We start from the raw sequence: 21,026 nt of genomic DNA on the forward strand, positions 1-21,026 counted from the left end.
CGAAGCCAAGATATTTTACCTGTGGCCTACCATCATATGGTTTTTACCTTACCTCACGAGTTCAATGCTCTGGTTAAAGCGCATCCTAAGGTGGTTTATCAATGCTTGTTTCATTCAGTGTGGGCAACATTATGCGCGTTTGCTAATGAGCGGCATCACCTTGTCGGTCAACTTGGAGCATTAATGGTTCTTCACACTTGGGGAAGAAATCTGAGTCAACATACTCATATTCATTGCCTACTACCGAGTGGGGTGCTTACAAAAGATCGGCAATGGCAACCGACAAGAAAAGAGAGTTACCTGCTTCCGGTTAAAGCCCTATCCGTTCGCTTTAAGAAAGAGATGTTATGTCGAGTAAGCGAGTTGATAGCAACGCACAGTAATTTATTAGAGGAAGCCGCTAGTAAGAGATGGGTTGTGTACAGTAAACCTGTACTCCACGAGCCTACAGAGGTAGTGGGTTATCTATCTCGGTATTGTAATCGTATCGGGTTAAATCCCAACCAATTAAGTTATAACGTGGATGGCCGTATCACGATGAGTTACAAAGACTATCGAACCAATGGGACGCAAAGAATGTGTTGTAATGCGGGCGAGTTACTTCGACGCTTACTTTTACATGTGTTGCCTAAAGGGCTAATGCGAATACGCTACTATGGCTTTTTAGCTAATGCTGTACGGGTAAAAGCGATAGCGGAAATTAGGCAAAGCTTACGAAAGCGACCCGTAGAGAAATCGGAAGTGCTGAAAGAGAAACCTTGTTGTCCGAACTGCCATAGCAACAGCATGGTACTCGTGTGCATCAATATTAGACCTAGGATAGTCGTTTCAGAGCACCGACTGACCTAGTTGTCTGATTGTAATGAATAAAATTATCGTTGTGTTATGGCGAGAGAGGGGCATTGTTCGCTTTTAAAAAGATTATGCAACGGGTATAGTCGCAGTAGATAAATTGGTGGCTAGAAGTGGAAAATGGACGGCTGATGGGGTACCAGTCTTAATGATAAGAGTGGAACGTAAGTCAGTCCTAAAAAGCAAACTCCATAGATAGAAGCGGCCAAGTCCAACAGGTATTTATCCATTGTGCTACGACAACGGATAAATACTTAAGCGTTGTGTAAATGGTGATAAATAATGAGTATATCGACGGAAATTAAAGTAAGCGTAGGGACTGCTGCCATTATTGCAATCGCCACGTTTCTCTTAAAAGATGTATTAATAGCTAATTTTGTTACTCCTACAGTAATAGAGCAGATTAAGAGCGCTGGTCATCTTAATGATGACTTAAAACAGGGACGGTATGTAACTACCACAAAAGATTCATTCAACTCGAATCACGTTATCAATTCAGAACTATTAGTTTCACTAAAATCGGAAGAGTATGTACTTAACTCACAGTTGTCTGAACTGGACACACAGCTAAAAGAGACAGTGAGTGGTAATAAGACACGCATTCAAAACCTATTAAGTCGTGAATCAGAGAAACTTGCTTTGGTTAAAGCAAAGCAAGAGAAAATAGTCGAGGCGATAGAACTGTTGGATGCAAAAATTGAACAAAAAATAGCTATAAAAATATATCGCCATTCGGATGACCGGTACCGAGGCAAAATTCAGCTAAATGCTGCAAATAGAATAATAGCCACCTTGGTCTCAAATGGTCAAAAATATCAAGTGGAATCTGGGCAAAACAGCTATGACTACAAGGTTGTTTTAACACCTCTCAAAGTTAAAGAGCAAGTCAGCTATGATGCTGTAGCAAACTTGCATATCGATGACCACGATAAGCTTTTTACCAACGCAAAGAGTAGGGGAATCGGAAGTGCTTACCTTAAACTTTGAAAATTCACATAACAAGAAATTTAAGAGTGATTCACAACGCTTGGCGCCCTTACTTCAAGTAAGTTTAGTGTTTATGGCACACTGGTTTAGCTAAGGTGTTAGCGTTGTTCACACCTTAAATTGGCGTTATAACGTTGGAGAAAAGATGAAAGAAATCGACATTGAGTGTAAGTATCTCCTATTAAGAAAAAATAGTTACACAGAAGCAGATAAAAATTTCACGTTTAATAAAAAGGTCGGTGAAATATCTATAGAAGTGGAGGTCTCATATTCTCGTGACGATGTAATATGTAAAGTAAAAGGCGCAACTTTGTCTGAATGCTATATTCAGGAGTTGTTATCTCTTAATCGTTTCGAGGGAGATAATCTTTCTGAACAATGCCGGAATACTATTGGTGTTTATTTTAGTATGGCGTTGCAGTACACAAAGGATATTTTACAGTTGATAAAATATCATTTAGGCCATGATGACCTTCAAGAACAGTTAATATCTATACATTCTGAACGTTGGATGCTTAAAGGTGATGAGTTCCGTGAATTACCTATATCAATAGGAGTGGTTGTATCTGGAGGTAATGTCTGTCCTTTAAGAGAGGATAGTATTCAGAAAATTGAAGCTTCGATTGAATCAGAGATAGTTCCTCTGTTGGCGATGCGTCATTTGCATAGAGCTAAACATGAGGGGTCACCTCATCATCAATGGATTGATGCAACAATTGCTGCTGAGTTAGCAATTAAAGAGGTTTTATCAAGAGCAAACCCTCAACTTGAAGCATTATTATTGAATATGCCTTCACCTCCACTTACAAAGCTTTATGGCAAAATTCTAGAAAATTATTTAGGAGAAGTGTCGCCATATAAAAAGCAATTAGCTAAAGGCTCAGAAATTCGTAACATGCTGGTTCATAGGCATGATAGTCCAGCAATTGATGGCCAAGAAGCAGTAGATTACGTGCGTGATGTGGAAAAAGCTATCTTCCATTTGCTGACATTGTTGTATCCAGGAGATGAGCTAATACGAAGCACCTACGCTCGTAAAACGTTATAACAAGGCAATCAAGGGTGACGCGTTACACTCGGCGGCTTTGGTATGGAGTTCGGTGCGCTTTGTAAGTTGGTCGTGGCGCACCTTATTGCTGGCGTTATGTTTCTAAGGAGAAAAATCGTTGATCATCGATTCTGAATTTTTCGTTAAGTCTGCGAAAAAACGAGCAGAAGTAGCGATTGAACTTGCTAAATGGGGATGGTATCCAACCCCTTGCGCTCCAGTTAACGTAAAGTTATGGCAGCTAACGGCAAATAATCAGGTAAACGAGTTCCATGTTGAAAGGGGAAAGAAATACCTTTTACAGAACATGGAATATTGCTTAGATAATGCACCTATGCGAAGTTGTGTTCTCAAGGCTGGTTTCCGACTTCATGAGTCTGGTGAATTTTATGGTTCTATTCCCATATTTTTGGCTCAAGCTGAAGGTGTTTTTAATGAAGTTTTTAAACGTAGTATTTTTAATAATAAACATCGCTCTTATGAAAACATAAGTCAGACTCAAAACTTAGAAGAAGGTAGTTTTTTTGACGCCTTTTTAGCTAGTACGTATGTTAAAAACCAAATTGGTGCTGATAAATCACAATGTTCAGAGAAACTAAAAGTTAAGGGGCCAAATAGAAACGGGATAATGCATGGTGATGCAAATCACGTTGACTATGGTTCTGAAATCAACAGCTTAAAAGCCTTTAGTCTTTTATGTTGTGCAGTATGGCTATCGAAGTTGGACGCCGAAACATAACAAACGACTATGGCGTCAATGATTAGTTTTTTGCTGTATTTTCATCCCACATGGCGCCATCTCTCGGCATAGAGTTTAGGGTCACAACCATCTTTCGAACACACGCGATTATTACGACTTTCTTAGGCTTTCCGACAGCTAAAAGTCGAGCATAAGTCGCTTTGAATACGGGGTTACATTTAGCCAATTTCCTGTTTCTTTTGTCGTCACATATCCTCTGATTCCTAAAATGCCATTCTCTTTATTTGCGATGCCTTTCGGCTAGGTTAAAGTCACCATCAAATTATGAATCGATATCGAATGTGATAATGGGAATTAATCGCATCAATCATTTACCTTGCAAGTTTTGATTGGTAAGGTGTTGTTAAAGATAGGTTTATCGTATTTTAAGTTGGTTGGCTTTATGGAGGAGCAACAATGGGAAGTGGCAAAAAGAATATTTGGCTCGAGTCTGACTCGATTGTAACAAGGAAGAGCCCAAAGCCTCTTAGGCTTAATACGTTAGAAAATATCTACGTTAAAGAGCATGACATCAAAAGTAAAATCACAAGGTCGTTCTTTATTGCGGTTGTGTTTAGTTTACCTATTTTCCTTTTTCGTCCACTTGTTGGTATTGGTGTGTTTTCCATAATTGGTATCGTTGGATATCTTTTAACCAAAAAGTATGAGTTACGTGTCGGTGTTTTCAATAACGATGACGTTGGTGTTGTAGAGTCTGGGTTATATTCGTCAAACGAACGCGAGGAACTCGATGGAATAGTAAGGCTCGTGATGGAATATAAAACAGGCAAGTAATAAAAAATAAGGATTAATATGATGCGTTACGCTCGGCGGTTACGCTCGGTGGTTACAGTAAGAGTACCGTGTACTTGGTTAGTTCTGTGGGGCTCACTTTCTTACGGGCGTTAGGATTGATATTGATTATTTACACATATAATAAGTTGGTTGGTAAAACATGAAACAAGCTGTAGAAATGAAGAAATTTAACTTACCTATTAAAAAGCTAGGTGCCGGAATTACCGTTGCTTTTGTTCTCTTTAGTTCAGTTTATACTGTTAATGAGGGGCACATTGGTATTGTTAAGCGCTTTAGTGAAGCTAAAACACAGGTAAGCCCAGGCTTACACTTCAAAGTACCGTTTATCGACAGCGTTGAAGAAATTGAAGTTCGAACACGCAAGAATGAAGAGAAAATGGCCTCTAGTACAAAGGAGCAGATGCCAGTTACTGTCGTCGTATCCGTTAACTGGACGGTAGATAAATCTGCAGCGTTAGATCTTTTTAGACAGTATGGCGGTCTTCCGCAATTTGAAGCTCGTATTCTTGACCCTAGATTTAGGTCGGCAACCAAGGATGTTATTCCTAAGTATGATGCAGAGCAGTTAATTCAAGATAGAGCGAGTGCTATTCAGGCGATTGAATCCAATTTAATTGAAGAAATGGCCGCGTTTCCAGTAAGCGTAGATAATATACAGATTGAAAATATAGCCCTACCCAAAAAATACCTTACCTCAATCGAAACGAAGCAGACTGAGAAAAACTTAGCAGCTGCCGAGAAACATAAACTGGCTAGACAAAACTTAGAAGCTCAAAGAGCCGTAAATACGGCAAAAGCCGAAGCTGATGGTATTGAGCTTATCGCTATAGCTGAAGCGAAGGCGATTAAATTAAAAGGTTTTGCTGAAGCAGAAGCGATTAATGCAAAGGCCAAAGCTCTTGGGGACAACCCATTAATCATTAAACTGACCGAAGCTCAAAACTGGGACGGAAAGCTGCCAGCAACAATGTTGGGTGGTGAAAATATGCCTATTTTGGACATGAGAGCTAAGTAGGATTAAGGAAACTAAAAGTTGTTCCCAACACAGACTTCATGTCGGTGTTGGGTTTGTGCTTTATACCAATCTATACCAAATCACACTTCAGCGTTGAGGTACATTGTTCCTCAACGTTATCTGATTCAAAATCTTGCTGTTTGATCAAGCTAATGGCGAGACTTATTGGCATAGGTTTATAGAAGTAGAAGCCTTGAATGTAGTCGACGCCTAGTTTCGACAAGATCTTCAGTTGTGACTCGTACTCAACGCCTTCAACTATGACTTGCATGCCTAAGGTGCGTGATAGCTGAAGCATGGATTCTAATAGTGGGATACCAAAACTGGATTCGTCGGATATGTTTTTCACGAACACGCGATCAATCTTGAGAATACTGAACGGAAATTGCCTTACAAAGTCTAATCCTGCGTAGCCAGTACCAAAGTCATCTATGGCAATTCTTACACCAAGATCAGATAGCTTTTGCAAGTTGTCCTTAATTTTGACCATATCGGCATCAGAACACTCACCATCCTCTGTCACCTCGAAAACCACTTGCTTGAGAATCTCAGGGTGTCTTTTAAAGATGCTAATCACTTTATTCGTGAAGTTACTGTTGGATACAACGTTTCGGCTGATGTTGACGCTGATGTACTTTGATGCAAACACCTCTTGATTACTTTTCAATGTCGTTAACACTTCATGCAGCACGAAATAGGTCAGCTTCTCAATCAAGCCTAAACTTTCAGCCAATGGAATGAAGATAGCAGGGGAGACGTTACCTTCAATTGGATCGTTCCATCTCAATAATGACTCACAGCCTACGATTTTATTGGTGCTTTGATTAACGATCGGTTGCATGTGAACATGTAGGTGTTTGTTTTTCAGAGCACTGGATAGCGAATATTCTAAGCTACGTTGGCTCTGTTTTTTATGCTTGAGGGAAAGGCGAATAATGGTCGTAATTCCCGCCATAAGAAAGCCAAACCATAAGTGACTCAGCATGAAGTTAATATAATACCGATAACCAATATATGAGGTGACGGTGAATGGGTAGATGTCTGACTGTATCCGTACCGTCGCGTTGTATGAGCCGAGGTCGGTAGGGTGAATGTCTCTTTTGATCACCTCAACTTTAGAGTTAATGCCATGGCTACTCAAATTAGCTTCTACAAGCTCAAAGATGAAGTGCGGAGGAATCATCAGGCTCACTCCCGAGCCTTCCTTAGTCGAGAATATCAGCATGATGGATTGCACCTTAGTAATCGCTGAGTTTGAATACGATAAGGTGGTTAAATTTGGGGCGTCATTGAGCCGCTGCCTGATGGTGTTGTATAGGCGAAATGAAACCTCACCATCAGTGGTTGAACAGTAAAATCGGTTCTCTTTGTCGAACACCGCGGCTTCTTTCACCCAATCAGCTTCAAAAACGTTTTGTCGAAGTTGTCTAACAATCGTGTCGCAAGGCTGATCTGGGGTAATTTCAGATAAAAAACGGTCGAACCTTGATTGAATCCCTTCTAACCTCGTTTCTACTAACCTTGATGTGTCTTCGGTTAACGTTTGGTAATGAGACGGTGTTAAAGGAATGAGCAATGCCATGAAAAAAAAGAAAGAAATGGCAAAGAAGAACGAAGTTTTGGCAAAATGCTGGTACTTGATATCCATATTAAGAGAAGCGTGACCGATTGGTGTGTGCATGCAACTTAATTTATAAATTTAACGATAATAACGCAAGCTTATGCATAAATAGTGTGAACAAAAGTCTGAGTTATTGATATAAATAGCGTAACGCATGGTCGCACTATAGAAATCAGTATGTTAGATATGCTTCCAAGGTTAAGAGTGTCGTTTTTTTGTTCAGTACTTTTGCGTTTTTTGATGAAGCGGATTGTTGCCGGTTTTTTATCATCAAATTGAAAACTGTAATTTTTGAAATAATGCGAGTGAGTGGATTTGAGCGTAATGATAAAAAATATGATTTGGATGTTGGTGCGTGTTTTGATCGCCTACTTGTTGATTGCTCCTACTTACGCGATCTTTATCTTGTCTAATTCCGCAACACCTCGTCTTTTTGAGACCAAACCAGAAGTGTTAGCTTGGCTTTCGTGCTTTCTTCTTGTGATTGGTTATGTATTGATTAGGTTTTCTAGAACGAGGTATGTGGGAAAATTATTATCGCTTGGTGTATTGGGGGCGGTAGTGTTAATCATGTATGTCGATGAGCGTTATCGGATTTTTGAAGTCAGTGTTCACGCATGGAGCTTATTTTTAGCCGCTCTGTATTTGATTATGCTTTTGTATTTCATTTTCCCGGTTAAGCAACTTAAGCCGCTACTGAGTTTAGTGCCTGTCGCAGGCGTGTCATGGTTTTTAGTTTGGGCCATAGTCAGCCCAATAAATGTAACGTATGAATTGATTAGCAGTAAAACAACAATTTCAATTGCGAACTATCAAAAGGTAATCGACTTGCTACCTGAGTTGTACCTAGATGGTTTCCAGTCAGGTTTGTTTTCCATGCTTCTTGTTCTGTGGTTGTATGCTCTTGTGGTTTTTGGACACAATCCTAAACGCAGTTATCAACAATTGGCGTCTTATGTCGTTAAGATTCGTAATGCTTGGCATTAATAGGGCGCATATATGTGCTTTTGAATGAGGGGATAAATAATGAAAAAGGCTTTAACGGTCGTGTTATTAACGTGTTTACCTTTGCTTGCATCAGCATCCGATGATGTTGTCGATTGCGAGAATGCAATGAATACCATAGAGATCAATCACTGTGCGTCGATTGAGTTGGATACTGCACAAGTGGAGCTTGATCAATACCTTGAAGCGAGCTTTGAACACAATGCTTATGATGCGGAGTTGGTTAGCTCAATCAAGATGGCTCAAGACAGTTGGCAAGCTTACATGACGGCACATTGTGACTCGGTGTATACCCAATGGCGTGATGGCTCAATTCGAGGTCTTATGGCGCTTTCTTGCAAAACTAAGCTGACTAAACAAAGAACGCATGAGGTGTGGGAAAACTTCTTAACCTATATGGACAGCACACCACCAGTTTTGCCAGAGCCCAAGCTGATGAAGTATATGAACTGAGTGCTTATGAGAGTGTGCGCTTGCTTCAACCATTGGCGCTCGAGTCAGCAAGCGATGGGGGATTATCTTACCCTGTCGTTCTTAGTCTCAAGTTTGAAGTGTTACCGAATAAGGATTCGATTTTGAATAGTGTCAGCGTCACTCTTGTCCAGCTTGAAGTTGAATACAAAAATAAACAAATGAACATCTCGCGAGTCTCTGAGCTTTTGGAAGCTGAGACGGCAGTGGGTGATATCACGTTGCTGCCTGAACTGTTCTCTACTGGATATATCTTTAACGATGCCGCAGAAATTCATGAACTGTGTGAAGACTTCAATAACAGCCCGACCATTGATTCATTAACTGCGCTTGCCACGAAACATCAGACGTTAATCGTTGCGGGTGTCGCTGAGGAAGATAATGGTCAGTATTACAATAGCGTTGTGGTGGTTGATGGTTCAGGTTTGCGTCATAAATACAGAAAAGTCAGTCAAACGAAATTCGACAAAGAGTACTTTTCTAGAGGAAATGAACTTCTTACTTTTGAATACAAAGGCTTGAAGTTCGGTGTCGCGATTTGCTTTGATATATGGTTCCCGGAGATCATGAGACCGTATCAGTCGGTAGACGTTATTCTCCATCCTGCGAATTTTGGTGGTCATCATAGCTTTGCCATTGCACAAGCAAGAGCGTTAGAAGAAGGGGGTCATATCGTGACCTGTAATCGCGTCGGGCAAGATGTGGTTGATGCCTTTACCGCGACATATTGTGGCGGCAGTAGAACCTATTCACCGAAGGGAGACTTAATGCTTCAACTCAGTGAGCATCAGTCTGTTGAAACGATTAATATTCAAGACTTGTCTATTGCGCCTCAATACAATGGTGTTGATGTGTTAGATGAAATACAACAGATAGCGTCTGCGTTGAATCGTTAACAAGACAAGTAAAACGCAATAGAATCGAAAAGGGCAAGGTTAGATAACCTTGCCCTTTGTGATTTAGTCTGTGGAGGGCTGAGCCCTAAATCGCTTTGACGCTGCTTCGTTCAACTAACGTTGGCTCTAACTCAACAACTTGCGGATACGCATCTGGTGTTTTGAGTCGGTTCAAGAGAGTATCTACCGCCGCTTTACCTAAACGGTGTTTTGGCTGGTGGATAGTGCTCAATGCTGGGGTCATGTATTTTGACAAGTGGATGTCATCGTAGCCAATGATCGAAAGATCGTTTGGAATCGACGTGCCATCTTGTGCGGCAGCGTGAATCACACCCATTGCCATCATGTCATTACTCACGAAGATTGCTGACGGCATTACGCCTCGGGTTTTTAGTGTTTGGTAAGAGTCAAAACCGCCGTCGCATTCGAAGTTGGATTCAACAATCCACTTAGGGTTGATCTCTAGCTTTGCTTCTTCCATCGCTTGCTTGAAGCCTTGATAACGAGAAGAGGCTTGATTGCGGTGAAGTGGGCCGGTGATACAACCAATCTGAGAGTGGCCGTTGTCTATCAAATGCTTGGTCGCCATGTAGCCACCTTGGTGCGAGTTGTCTTGGATCTTATCACTCGCGAACAGCATTGGGCCCCAGTCCATGACCACAACAGGTAGTTCTGGGTAGCGTTCAAATACGTCAATATGCTGCCCTTCAAGGGTTGAACACATCAACATCAAGCCATCGACTCTCTTTTGCAACAAGGTATCGATAGATGACTTCATACGGTCGCTGTCGCCTTCGGTGTTACACAAGATAAGGTTGTAGCCTTTCTCATAACAACGACGTTCAACACCTTTTACTACTTCGCCAAAGAATGGGTTTGTAGAGGTAGTAACCAGCATGCCTAAGGTTTTGGTTTGCTTCATTTTCAAGCTGCGAGCCAATGCAGACGGCGCGTAGTTGAGCTCTTTAGCCGCACTGTTAACACGCTCAGCGATCTCTTCACTGACAAAACGTGACTTGTTGATCACATGGCTGACGGTTGAAGTAGAAACCTTTGCTAGCCGAGCGACGTCTTTCATTGTTGCCATAAAAAATCCTTGTGGGAGTAACTTGCCACGTTGCGCGATATTCTGCCTGAATACAGGGGCTTATGCTTGTTATTTGTTGTTACCGAATTTGAAGGCTCACATCCGTTAACTACGGTTTAGCTCAGGAGTTAAGCCTTCAAATGGGTCTAAAGTTAGGCAGATAATTGCTCTGATAAAAACGCATCGGTTTCAGAACGGTTCGGAATCGACGTTTGAGCACCAAAACGAGTTACGGAAATAGCAGCAGCGGCATGAGCAAACTTAATCGCGCGCTCAAGTGGCATGTCTTCAAGCAAGCCTGTCACCAATGCGCCGTTGAAGGTATCACCAGCAGCGGTTGTGTCTGTCGCTTCAACGCGAAACCCTGCAATGAGCTCACCTTTGTCGTTTTTACTTACCCAAACGCCCTTCGCGCCAAGTGTGATCATCACAGTCTCGATGCCTTTTGCGTGCAAAGCTAAAGCTGCCTGATGAGCGGATGCGCTGTCAGTAACGGTAATGCCTGTCAAAACTTCTGCTTCGGTTTCGTTGGGTGTAATCACATCAACGCAAGCAAGCAATGAATCCGATAATGGACGAGCAGGTGCCGGGTTTAGAATCACTTGAGTGCCACTCTCTTTTGCTACTTTTGCTGCGTATTCAATGCCTTCAATTGGCGTTTCAAGCTGAGTCAGCAGGTATTTAGCGCCGCGAATCTTCTCTAGGTGAGGTTCGATTTGGTCGCAAGTCAGCTTGTTGTTGGCTTCAGCAGAAAGACAAATGCTGTTTTCACCTGTTGCTGATACTTGGATCATCGCGATGCCTGTCGGCGTGTTGTCTGCAACGATAACACCATCGATGTTGATGCCATCTTTAGCAAAATCTTGACGAATATTGATGCCGAATGGGTCGTCACCGACACAGGCGATAAAGCCGATATCTGCGTTTAATCGCGCTGCAGCTACCGCTTGGTTTGCGCCTTTGCCGCCAGGGATGACCTGATAGTTACCGCCAATCAAGGTTTCACCCGGACGAGGGAAAGAAGGAACTTGCAGTACGTGGTCAGCGTTAACGCTACCTAAAACAATCAGTTGAGTCATGATACGAGCCTTATGATATATCGTATTTGAAAATGCATGGGTCTTTCTCATTACGTAAATTGCTCGCCTTGTTAGACGGCTTATGAGAAACAGCGATGCACTGTCGGTTTTTTTGTTTTTTCTTGAGTCAGCAAGTCAGCAAGTTAGTGAGCTAATGAGCAGGGAGATAGGGGACTCCCTGCTTAATTAGATTTCAGCGTTAAACTGAATTACTTAGTAACAAACAAGCTTACTTAGCGATGATTTTTAGAGCTACTGGTACGTACTCGTCTACTGTCTCGCCTTTCAGTACTTTGTCTGCTATTTCAATACCTAAAGAACCGATTAGGTCAGGCTGTTGTGCAACCGTTGCGCCTAGTAGGCCGCGGTTAACAGCAGCGATACCGTCTTCAGTGCCATCAAAGCCAACGATCATCACTTCTTTACCTGAAGCTTGAACGGCGCGAAGAGCACCTAGTGCCATTTCATCGTTTTGAGCGAATACCGCTTGTACATCTGGGTTAGCAGCAAGCAAGTTTTCCATTACGTTCAGACCTTTAGTACGGTCGAAATCAGCAGGTTGGCTTGCAAGAAGCTCAAGGTCGCTGCCGTTTACTGCGTTCATGAAGCCTTCGCCACGTTCACGAGCAGCCGATGTACCCGCGATACCTTCAAGTTGGATTACTTTCGCTTTCTCGCCCACTTTTTCCATGATGTAGTGACCCGCCATTTCACCGCCAATTACGTTATCAGAAGCAATGTGGCTCACTACGTCACCACGGCTTGCACCACGGTCTAGTGTCAGTACTGGGATGTTTGAACGGTTAGCAATACGAATCGCATTAGACACAGCGTCTGAATCCGTTGGGTTAATCAGGATTGCCTTAACACCACGAATGGTTAGATCTTCAATGTTCGAAAGCTCTTTGCTTGGATCGTTTTGAGAATCAAGAACGATAAGCTTGTAGCCTAGCTCTTCTGCTTTCGCTTCTGCGCCATCTTTCATGGTTACAAAGAATGGGTTATTCAGTGTAGACAGAACGATTGCCATTGTATCTTGCGCCTGTGCAGACACAGATACTGTTGTAGAAAGAAGGGCAGCAGAAATAAGAGTCGCTAATTTTTTCATGGTGTAAGTCCTTTATGTAGGGTGAGCTAGGTTGGATAACCCTAGCTCGTTGTTACATTATTTATAGATTTAATGTTTATAGGTTTGTTACTGATAGATCTTTTTATTAAAGGTGCTTTTTCTATGGGTTTTCTATAGATAAAGCAGGGTGTTGCATTGACTCAAACTAGAGTCTTATTTGTTTTTGTTATCGACCAATACTGCCAGAAGAATAACCACTGCTTTTGCAATCATCTGGTAGTAAGAAGATACGTCTAATAGGTTTAGGGCGTTGTTTAGGAAGCCGATTATCAGTGCACCAATCAATGTACCCATGATGCGACCACGACCGCCCGCTAAGCTTGTGCCGCCAAGAACCACGGCTGCGATGGCGTCTAGCTCATAACCCATACCTGCGGTAGGTTGAGCAGATGACAAGCGAGAGGCCACGATGATGCCAGCCACTGCAGCTAGCAGGCCACAGATTGCGTAAACGCCGATTTTCACTTTGTCTACGTCGATGCCTGATAGGCGAGTTGCTGATTCGTTGCCACCCAGTGCGTAAACGTAACGACCAAAGCGTGTGTGGTTTAATAGGTACCATACTGCTGCGAACACCACGACCATGATCCATACTGGAACTGGGATGCCCATTGCGTAGCCTGTACCGAACCAAGCGAATGCGTCTGCTGTGTCTGTGAAGCCTGTTGAGATAGGGCGACCGTCGGTGTAAACCATGGTTACGCCGCGAAGTAGTGTCATGGTTACAAGCGTTGCGATGAAGGCTTGGACTTTACCCTTAGCGATAATCACACCACTAATAGCACCTAATGCTGCACCAGCTACTAGAGCGGTTGGCACTGCGATCATCACAGGGATTTCCATGCCAATCATGCTGGCTGCGAATGCACCACAAAGCGCAAGTACAGAGCCGACACTCAAGTCGATACCCGCGGTTAAAATAACCAGTGTCATACCGACTGCGATAATCGCGTTAACTGAGGTTTGACGCAGGATATTCAGAATGTTGTCGACAGTAAAAAAGTTTGGGTTTAGGAAAGAAACGACAACAATCAGGAAGATCAAAGCAATCAATGACTTTTGATCAATCAGCCACTCTTTGCTGATTAATGGTTTTTTCTTTGGCGCTTCAGTTTCAGTTGTTTTGCTCATGGTTTTAGTACTCATGCTGCGTCCTCGTTGATCTTTTTACCGACCGCACACGCCAGTAATAATTCTTGGTTTGCTTCTTTAGCATCAAATTCACCGCTTACACGGCCTTCATGCATCACCATGATGCGGTCACTCATTCCTAACACTTCTGGCATTTCAGATGAGACCAAAATAATGCTCATGCCGTCGGCTTTAAATTTATTAATGAGTTGGTAAATCTCTTTCTTAGCACCGACATCGACACCACGCGTTGGCTCATCGAGAATCAATACTTTTGGTTTTGTCATCAAGCCTTTAGCGATAGCCACTTTCTGTTGGTTACCACCAGAAAGGTTGCCAATGATTTGCTCGCGAGTCGGGGTTTTGATGTTGAAGAGCTTGATGAAGTCATCCACGGCGATGACTTCGTCTTTATGTTGGATTTGACCGCTCTTTGTCAGTAGGTCAAGTGAACATAAAGACATATTCTCTTTCACTGAAAGCCCTAGAACTAAGCCATCGCCTTTACGGTCTTCAGAGATGTAAGCAATGCCATTCGCCAAGCCATCTTTCGGGCTTACCGGGTTGATGGTTTTGTTTTCTAGGTTGATGACGCCGCGTTCACTTGGAAGGGCACCGTAAATCACTTTCATCAGTTCGGTACGACCTGCACCCATTAGGCCAGATACACCAAGAATCTCGCCGCGCTTTAGAGTAAAGCTCACGTCATGAACACCAGAACCAGTCAGGCCAATCACTTCAAGGCAGGTTTCACCGTGGCTCTGTCCGATACGTGGATATTGCTCGTCCAGTTTACGGCCAACCATCATCTCGATTAGGCCATCTTCGTCGGTGTCTTTTACTTCACATTGTCCAATGAACTTACCGTCACGAAGCACGGTGATGTCATCACAAATCTCAAAGATCTCTTTCAAACGGTGAGAGATGTAAACAATGCCACAGCCTTCATCACGTAGTTCGTTAATTACTTTAAATAGAGACTCAGTTTCGGTATCGGTTAGTGCATCCGTTGGCTCATCCATGATGATGACCTTAGATTCAAACGATAGGGCTTTCGCGATCTCTACCATTTGTTGTTCACCAAGGCTTAGCTGACCTAAAGGTGTTTTTGAACTGTGTTTTACGTTAAGGCGTTTAAGTAGCTTGTCCGCTTCTTGGTACATTTCGTTCCACAAGATACGTCCCATGGAGCCTGTGATTTCACGACCTAAGAAGATGTTCTCGGCGATGGTTAGCTCAGGAATTAGATTCAACTCTTGGTGAATGATGCTAATGCCGGCTTGTTGTGAATCACGTGGTCCTTTAAATGCTGCTGGTTTACCTTGGTATGCGATAGTACCGCCGTCCAAGTGGTAAATGCCGGTAAGCACTTTCATCAACGTTGATTTACCTGCACCGTTTTCCCCCATTAACGCCATTACGCGTCCTGGGTAAACGTTGAGGCTTGCCTTATCCAGTGCTTTAACACCTGGGAAGGCTTTCTCAATTGAGCTAAGTTCTAAAATGGCTTGAGTCATGTCGGTTCCTTTACTCGGGGCCAGTTGTATTTGATTGTTTTGGTTCAGTGATGACACTGAGCTGTCGTTGCGCTTAGGTTCAAACGCTGAGCTTGAGCTAAAACGTTACGCCAGCTTGGAAAATAACATTTGCGTATGGCGTGCATTCGCCTGTGCGGATAACCGCGCGGCTTTCATGTGTTCGCTCTTTGAATTCTTCATGAGTGATGTAAGTAATCGAAAGCGATTTGCCGCAACGCGCTTCTTCTGTCTTAACTAAATCAATCAGTGCAGCGTGGTGGTCTGGGCTTACTTTCGCAAACTCTTCTGCAATCACAACGCCTTCTATCTGAGATTCATCCAGCATGGTTTTTACTGTTTGCTGAAAGCTCGGAACACCATGAGTTAAGGCAAGATCAATACGAGTTACGTGATCTGGAATCGGCAAGCCCGCGTCACAAATCGTGATTTCATCTGTGTGGCCAAGAGTCGCCACTAAGTAAGAGAGTTCAGAATTAATTAGAGTACTTTTTTTCATATCACGACCTATCGAAAAATAACGTTTAATGGGTTGAGAACAACTCAAGAAAAACCATCGAAACGTTTCGATAGTGATAATAGTGTCTGATTTATCATTTGCACTCTTCACTTTGCTAGAGTGTGATAACGATCATCGAAACGTTTCGATGGGGCGTTTTTTAGTGATCTTAATCAACGCCATTGATTGCATAAATACGTTCACAATGGAGATACAAAGAGTGCGCTACGGCTTGTTGCTCATACAGTTTTGACACAATGTAGTGTCGCTTAAATTTAATTAAGTGGGGTCAACCGACAAAATGTAGCCAAACTTGGTGATTGTGGTTATCTGAATGTCCGGTGTTCTTAAGCGCGTAAAAACATTACGCAGATTATAGATGACGTTAGCAAGTATGTGAGGAGAGGTGAGTTCCCCTTCCCAGCACATATCAATAATATCTTCCCTAGAAACGGGATCCCCTAGATTTTCTGTTAGTAAACAGAGCACCGAAAGTAGGTGAGGGCGTAAAGTGATTTTATTCCCCTGTTCATTAGTAATCGTTCGAGAGTCAGTATCAATGATTAAGCCGTTGAGCTCTATTGTGTGGTTCATCGTGTTTCTATTCGTCTTATTCTGAATGGTTGAGATTGAGTTAAGTCGCAAGCTACTAAAGCGTGTGGATTATGCAAAATCACGCCACTCTTGAAAGTAAGCTTGCGTAAGTGCGAGGTGGAAAAACCTAAAAACCGGATGATTTGGAAGGGAATAGATTGTTCAAACAAACGTTAGGTGTTTTTTTATTTCTTTTTTATTCAGGCTCTTATGGTGTTTTAACTAATTCTGTTGTCTGGGGTTATAAAGTGATTACATTTTTATTTATTTTTTTGTTTTCTGTGAGCCTATCATGTTCGCGAATTCGACGGGGTGTCGGGTAACTCTAACAAGATTGTGCAGCACAGGAAGGCGTAACAATCTTGATTTGCATTAAGTAAGGTCAAGTAGTAATGGGCAATAAATTAATTCTAAGCATCGCAATGATGTCAGCATTTGCAGCAAACAATGTAATGGCAGCGGACAGTGGTTTGTATCTAGGTGGTGCCATTGGTACTTCTGGCGTCGATGATGGTGGACTATTTTCATCAATTAAAGAGCCAGTGACGTTTGAAGCAGAAGACAATGCTTACCGTATCATTGCTGGCTATAAGTTTAACCGTATTGTATCACTTGAGCTTCAGTACACGGATTATGGTGATGTGGTTGCTAAATATCCTTTAAGAAGCAACGCTGGCTTTACATGGACTCCTCAAGTCTTTTCGATTGCTGCAAACCTTGGTTATACGTTTGATAATGGCGTTCACCCATTTGGTACAATTGGCTTATCTTCAATCGATCTCGATATGAAGTATGCAGACGGTTCACGTCCTTCAAGTTCTGATTTCGATGATTCAGGTGCAGGTGTACGAGTTGGTTTTGGCGTTGAGTACACCCCAGAAAAGCTTTCTGAGTTAAGCCTGAGACTTGGTTATGAAGCCGATGCATTTACAGTAGAAGTTGACGAGGGCAACTCTTGGAACCGAAAAAAGGTAGAGAAAGATATCGTATTGGCTTCATTCTATCTTGGCGCAATGTACACATTCTAAGTTTCACACTTTGCTAAACGGTAAATCGGTTTCTAAATGGGGCGTCGGTTGGCTCAACCCGTTTGGCTAAAGTGGAAGGCCGCAGTTTTTGACTGCGGTTTTTTTCATGTTCAACTCAGGTAACTCTCGATTGAAGATGTAATCGAATAGCTAGGCTTCACGGATATGAGCGGTGACAGCAACGATGGCATGGTCAGTACTGAATTGGTCGTGTTCAAAGCTGGGATTGATGAGGTGATGGTCGAGCACTGTGTAGCGAGAGATCTCCATCAAGCTCGATGAGTTCTGACAATCGAACTCATTGGACATCAAAATGTAGTCCAGTACAGATCCAGACGCACCGTAGTAGTGCGTTGGTTTGCGTTGTTCGAGCAAATCTTGTTCATGCAATTGATGATAAATATCCCAGCTGTCTTTTAACCGGAAGTGGGAAAGCCAATGCTTGCTGTTTTCGTCTCTGTTTATTGAATAACTTAATAGCCCTTTAAACTCGTCGTTGAATAGAGGCTTATTAAAGTCACCCATTAACACAACAGGCTGATCGGTTTGGTAACGATGATTGGTGATGTATTGATGCAGCATCTGAGCTTCAAGGCCGCGCTGAACGCTAGATAACCAAGAGCCAAGTTGTTCTTGGTGGAAGCGAGTGAGCGTGTCACTTTGTGGTTTTTCACCTTGCTGAGCGTTATCCACATCGATAGATTCAATTCTTGGTTCCGTCGGACGTTGCGATTTGAAATGCACAACATAACAGTCGGTTGAACCTAAATGGGGTAACGTAATGGTGGCGTGAACAGGTGTTCGGTTGAATGAGAATTTGTCGCCAAGGTTGAAGGCTGAAAGTAGCTCTGAATCAGGCGTAACAGGCTGCACGTTTTCAATCGGGTAGCGGGATGCGATACCAACGACAGGTGAGGTGTATAGATAATCATCTTCAACGTGTGCGCTATCGACCACTGCAAAGTATGGATAACCTAGCTTGTTCATCAATTGCTCTAAAGACTTCGGGCTAAATATCTCTTGAAAGCCAATCACATCACAATCTAATGAACGAATCGCTTCAGCCATCCAATGTTGCTTCTTCTGCCATTCTTCGAAGCTGTAGATGTTCTCAAAATCATAATACGCATTCGGCGGTTCGAGATAGTTCAGCAGGTTGAACGTTGCAAATGTTATGTGGTTTGGTTTGTTCAAAGTGTCATTCCATTTAGACCTAAGCAGCAAGGATACTCCAGTAAAGTATAGTTTGTTGATTATTTAGAACCTAAATTTCACTTTCAAAGCGAATCAAAGGGAATCTAAACCGTGGAGGCTTATGTCATTCTCGCTAGAGCAATCTCCTTCCCCCGTTCTTTCCAGCGCCACCAAGCTAATTAAAGGAATCAAAGCAATCAGCGCCAACTGCATCCAATAACTTCGAGCGGTGACGAGTTAATTGTAAATAAACCGTCAGAGATGAAGTGCTGATGGTTTTATTAGTTATTACATGATGTTAGATTTGAACCTATACTTGTTTTAACGGCATGCATTCAAAGCCGATTAATCAACTTGAATATAGAATTCATAACATTTGAAGGGAGAGTCAAATGGGAACAGATTTCCGAAGCAAAGCCTTGCAGCGCACTCAGTTTTTCAGGTCTAATTTGAAGTCATGTGCAGTCATGCTGCCGCTTATTGCTCTATATCCCTCCGTCACACACGCTTCTGATACCGAATCAACTCCTACTGTCACCGTTATTGAAACCACACAATTGGTTGGTTTTGGTGAAGCAAAATATCCAGCCGATTTCACTCACTTCGATTACGTTAACCCTGATGCGCCAAAAGTAGGCAAAGTGACTTATGGCAGCATAGGTACCTACGATAGCTTTAATCGATTCGGTTCCCGCGGCGTTGCTGCCAGCTATACGGGGGAGATTTACGATACCTTGATGTTTTCTCCGAGCGACGAGATCGATGCGTATTATCCATTGATCGCCTCAAAGGTTCGCTACGCCAGTGATTTCACTTGGATGGAAATCGACATCAACCCAAATGCTAAATTCCAAGATGGCGAACCTATTACCGCGCACGATGTTGCCTTCACTTTTGACAAGTTTTCAAAAGAAGGTGTGCCTCAGTATCGTGTGTATTATAAAGAGATTAAGTCAGTAAAAGCGGTCTCTGATTTGGTTGTTCGTATTGAAATGAACAGTCCAAACCGCGAAAAACTGTTCAGCTTTGCGCAAAGCACTCGTGTGTTGCCGAAGCATTTCTGGAAAGACAGAAAGCTGTCTGAACCTCTAAGTGAGCCACCAGTAGGCAGTGGTCCCTATAAGATCATTAGCTATAAATCTGGGCAAAGTGTGACCTACGGCCTAGATGAAAACTACTGGGCAGCAGACCTACCAGTCAACGTTGGCCGTAATAACTTCAAGCAAGTGCAATACGATTACTACCGTGACGACACGGTAATGTTGGAAGCTTTTAAAGCAGGGGAGTTCGATCTTCGAACCGAGAACTCGGCTAAGTTCTGGGCCAACTCTTACACAGGCGCGAACTTCGATAAAGGCTACATCATTAAAGAAGAGATCAACCATGAGAAGCCTGAAACGACTCAAGGTTTTGTCTTCAATATTCAATCTCCTGTGTTCTCAGATCCTAAAGTTCGAGAAGCGTTAACCTATGCGATGGACTTTGAGTGGATGAACAAGAACATGTTCTATGGTCAGTACAAACGTACTCGTAGTTATTTCCAGAACACCGACTATGAAGCGAAAGGCTTACCAAGCGCAGCTGAAGTTGAATTGCTGTCTCAGTACAAAGATCAGATTCCAGCGCGAGTGTTTACCAAAGAATTCCAACCTTCAGTCACCGATGGCAGCGGCCGTATTCGTAGCCAAATGCGTACCGCTTTCAAACTGCTGAAAGAAGCGGGTTGGGTATTGAAAGACAAAGTGATGACCAACGAAAAGACCGGCAAGCCGATGTCATTTGAGTTGCTGATTTACAGCCCAACCACGGAACGTATCGCAACGCCGGTTCAAAAGAACCTTAAGCGCATGGGTATTGAGATGAAGATCCGTACCATCGATACGACTCAGTACATCAAGCGCTTGCGTGATCGTGATTTCGACATGGTGTCGTCGTCATTTTCCGCAAACCCTTACCCTAGCCCGAACTTAATGAGCGTTTGGAACTCTAACTACATTGATTCTACTTACAATACTGCAGGTGTTATCGATCCAGTGGTTGACGCGTTAACAGAAGAAATTGCGCGTAACCAACAACATCCTGAAAAGCTTCTTACTCTCGGTCGTTCACTGGACCGAGTATTGCAGTGGAATTTCTACAACATCCCGCAATGGCACGTTGGTGAATATCGCGTAGCAATGTGGGACAAGTTTGAGCGTCCAGATGTATTGCCTAAATACGATTTAGGTATCGATACATGGTGGATTTCAGAAGAGAAGGCGGCATTGCTTCCTGAAAAACGTCGCTAGGAGTTAGTTAGC

At 42.8% G+C, this 21,026-nt stretch carries 21 protein-coding genes and 2 pseudogenes; 12 read left to right on the top strand and 11 right to left on the bottom strand.

The genetic code is table 11. From position 1 onward, the window contains the following. Both AB6D07_RS04685 and AB6D07_RS04690 read left to right on the top strand, forming a co-directional pair. A partial coding sequence (locus AB6D07_RS04685; protein ID WP_372140706.1) for a hypothetical protein occupies positions 1–184 on the top strand: 184 nt, incomplete at its 5' end. Next, positions 184–615: pseudogene (locus AB6D07_RS04690) on the top strand (transposase); the annotation flags it as partial. The gene AB6D07_RS04685 and the pseudogene AB6D07_RS04690, both read left to right, overlap by 1 nt. Before the next feature lie 38 nt (positions 616–653). Here the strand turns inward: AB6D07_RS04690 and AB6D07_RS04695 are convergent. After that, positions 654–803 (bottom strand): hypothetical protein, encoded by a 150-nt coding sequence (locus tag AB6D07_RS04695; protein ID WP_157936395.1) that lies wholly within the window; start codon positions 801–803, stop codon positions 654–656. A 331-nt stretch (positions 804–1,134) separates the two neighbouring features. Here AB6D07_RS04695 and AB6D07_RS04700 point away from each other — a divergent pair, with 331 nt between their 5' ends. The 3 genes from AB6D07_RS04700 (at position 1,135) to AB6D07_RS04710 (ending at position 3,626) form a co-directional block, all read left to right on the top strand. Then, a complete protein-coding gene (locus AB6D07_RS04700; protein ID WP_017102563.1) occupies positions 1,135–1,839 on the top strand; it encodes a hypothetical protein in 705 nt (234 codons plus the stop codon). Between the two features lie 145 nt (positions 1,840–1,984). After that, positions 1,985–2,887, top strand: a complete 903-nt coding sequence (locus AB6D07_RS04705) for a hypothetical protein (RefSeq protein ID WP_017102564.1) — start codon at positions 1,985–1,987, stop codon at positions 2,885–2,887. Positions 2,888–3,005: 118 nt separating this feature from the next. After that, a complete protein-coding gene (locus tag AB6D07_RS04710; protein WP_017102565.1) occupies positions 3,006–3,626 on the top strand; it encodes a hypothetical protein in 621 nt (206 codons plus the stop codon). A gap of 22 nt (positions 3,627–3,648) precedes the next feature. On the opposite strand, the pseudogene AB6D07_RS04715 reads toward AB6D07_RS04710, so the two are convergent. Continuing rightward, a pseudogene (locus AB6D07_RS04715) lies at positions 3,649–3,801 on the bottom strand (IS110 family transposase); the annotation flags it as partial. A gap of 242 nt (positions 3,802–4,043) precedes the next feature. Between AB6D07_RS04715 and AB6D07_RS04720 the strand changes: the two are divergent. Next, complete coding sequence (locus AB6D07_RS04720; protein ID WP_012600811.1) at positions 4,044–4,421, top strand: hypothetical protein; 378 nt, start codon at positions 4,044–4,046, stop codon at positions 4,419–4,421. Positions 4,422–4,581: 160 nt separating this feature from the next. Then, positions 4,582–5,457, top strand: a complete 876-nt coding sequence (locus tag AB6D07_RS04725; RefSeq protein WP_049779392.1) for a prohibitin family protein — start codon at positions 4,582–4,584, stop codon at positions 5,455–5,457. 70 nt (positions 5,458–5,527) lie between these two features. On the opposite strand, the gene AB6D07_RS04730 is transcribed toward AB6D07_RS04725, so the two are convergent. Continuing rightward, positions 5,528–7,105: a cyclic diguanylate phosphodiesterase gene (locus AB6D07_RS04730; RefSeq protein WP_029222841.1), complete on the bottom strand. Its 1,578-nt coding sequence runs from the start codon at positions 7,103–7,105 to the stop codon at positions 5,528–5,530. A gap of 297 nt (positions 7,106–7,402) precedes the next feature. Between AB6D07_RS04730 and AB6D07_RS04735 the strand changes: the two genes are divergently transcribed. The 3 genes from AB6D07_RS04735 to AB6D07_RS04745 all read left to right on the top strand — a co-directional run bounded on the left by AB6D07_RS04735 (position 7,403) and on the right by AB6D07_RS04745 (position 9,450). Next, complete coding sequence (locus AB6D07_RS04735; protein ID WP_081324624.1) at positions 7,403–8,065, top strand: hypothetical protein; 663 nt, start codon at positions 7,403–7,405, stop codon at positions 8,063–8,065. Positions 8,066–8,104: 39 nt separating this feature from the next. After that, positions 8,105–8,536 (top strand): lysozyme inhibitor LprI family protein, encoded by a 432-nt coding sequence (locus AB6D07_RS04740; RefSeq protein ID WP_009844901.1) that lies wholly within the window; start codon positions 8,105–8,107, stop codon positions 8,534–8,536. Between the two features lie 122 nt (positions 8,537–8,658). Further along, positions 8,659–9,450: a carbon-nitrogen hydrolase family protein gene (locus AB6D07_RS04745; protein WP_029222843.1), complete on the top strand. Its 792-nt coding sequence runs from the start codon at positions 8,659–8,661 to the stop codon at positions 9,448–9,450. An 85-nt stretch (positions 9,451–9,535) separates the two neighbouring features. Here the strand turns inward: AB6D07_RS04745 and AB6D07_RS04750 are convergent, their stop codons facing one another. The 7 genes from AB6D07_RS04750 to AB6D07_RS04780 form a co-directional block, all read right to left on the bottom strand. After that, on the bottom strand, positions 9,536–10,537 hold the full coding sequence (locus AB6D07_RS04750) for a substrate-binding domain-containing protein (RefSeq protein ID WP_012600807.1): 1,002 nt from the start codon (positions 10,535–10,537) through the stop codon (positions 9,536–9,538). A 152-nt stretch (positions 10,538–10,689) separates the two neighbouring features. Further along, a complete protein-coding gene (rbsK, locus tag AB6D07_RS04755; protein ID WP_017102568.1) occupies positions 10,690–11,616 on the bottom strand; it encodes a ribokinase in 927 nt (308 codons plus the stop codon). 229 nt (positions 11,617–11,845) lie between these two features. Next, positions 11,846–12,724 (bottom strand): ribose ABC transporter substrate-binding protein RbsB, encoded by an 879-nt coding sequence (rbsB, locus tag AB6D07_RS04760; RefSeq protein WP_012600805.1) that lies wholly within the window; start codon positions 12,722–12,724, stop codon positions 11,846–11,848. A gap of 174 nt (positions 12,725–12,898) precedes the next feature. Further along, positions 12,899–13,891 (bottom strand): ribose ABC transporter permease, encoded by a 993-nt coding sequence (gene rbsC / locus AB6D07_RS04765; RefSeq protein ID WP_009844905.1) that lies wholly within the window; start codon positions 13,889–13,891, stop codon positions 12,899–12,901. Continuing rightward, positions 13,888–15,393 carry a ribose ABC transporter ATP-binding protein RbsA gene (gene rbsA / locus AB6D07_RS04770; protein WP_017102569.1) on the bottom strand — a complete coding sequence of 502 codons (1,506 nt, stop codon included), beginning with the start codon at positions 15,391–15,393 and terminating at the stop codon, positions 13,888–13,890. The genes rbsC and rbsA overlap by 4 nt, the downstream gene beginning before the upstream one ends. A gap of 97 nt (positions 15,394–15,490) precedes the next feature. Further along, on the bottom strand, positions 15,491–15,910 hold the full coding sequence (gene rbsD, locus AB6D07_RS04775) for a D-ribose pyranase (protein WP_029222844.1): 420 nt from the start codon (positions 15,908–15,910) through the stop codon (positions 15,491–15,493). A gap of 279 nt (positions 15,911–16,189) precedes the next feature. Continuing rightward, complete coding sequence (locus AB6D07_RS04780) at positions 16,190–16,504, bottom strand: winged helix-turn-helix domain-containing protein (protein WP_009844908.1); 315 nt, start codon at positions 16,502–16,504, stop codon at positions 16,190–16,192. A 392-nt stretch (positions 16,505–16,896) separates the two neighbouring features. On the opposite strand from AB6D07_RS04780, the gene AB6D07_RS04785 reads away from it, so the two are divergent. After that, positions 16,897–17,532 carry a porin family protein gene (locus AB6D07_RS04785; RefSeq protein WP_017102571.1) on the top strand — a complete coding sequence of 212 codons (636 nt, stop codon included), beginning with the start codon at positions 16,897–16,899 and terminating at the stop codon, positions 17,530–17,532. 150 nt (positions 17,533–17,682) lie between these two features. On the opposite strand, the gene AB6D07_RS04790 is transcribed toward AB6D07_RS04785, so the two are convergent. Then, the gene (locus AB6D07_RS04790; RefSeq protein ID WP_017102572.1) at positions 17,683–18,726 is read right to left on the bottom strand and encodes an endonuclease/exonuclease/phosphatase family protein; all 1,044 of its coding nucleotides are present in this window, start codon (positions 18,724–18,726) and stop codon (positions 17,683–17,685) included. 392 nt (positions 18,727–19,118) lie between these two features. On the opposite strand from AB6D07_RS04790, the gene AB6D07_RS04795 reads away from it, so the two are divergent. Then, entirely contained in the window at positions 19,119–21,014 is a 1,896-nt protein-coding gene (locus tag AB6D07_RS04795; RefSeq protein WP_017102573.1) for an extracellular solute-binding protein, read from the top strand. Positions 21,015–21,026: the final 12 nt, after the last annotated feature.

This window comes from Vibrio sp. 10N.239.312.C11, from assembly GCF_041466065.1.
Lineage (GTDB): Bacteria > Pseudomonadota > Gammaproteobacteria > Enterobacterales > Vibrionaceae > Vibrio > Vibrio tasmaniensis_A.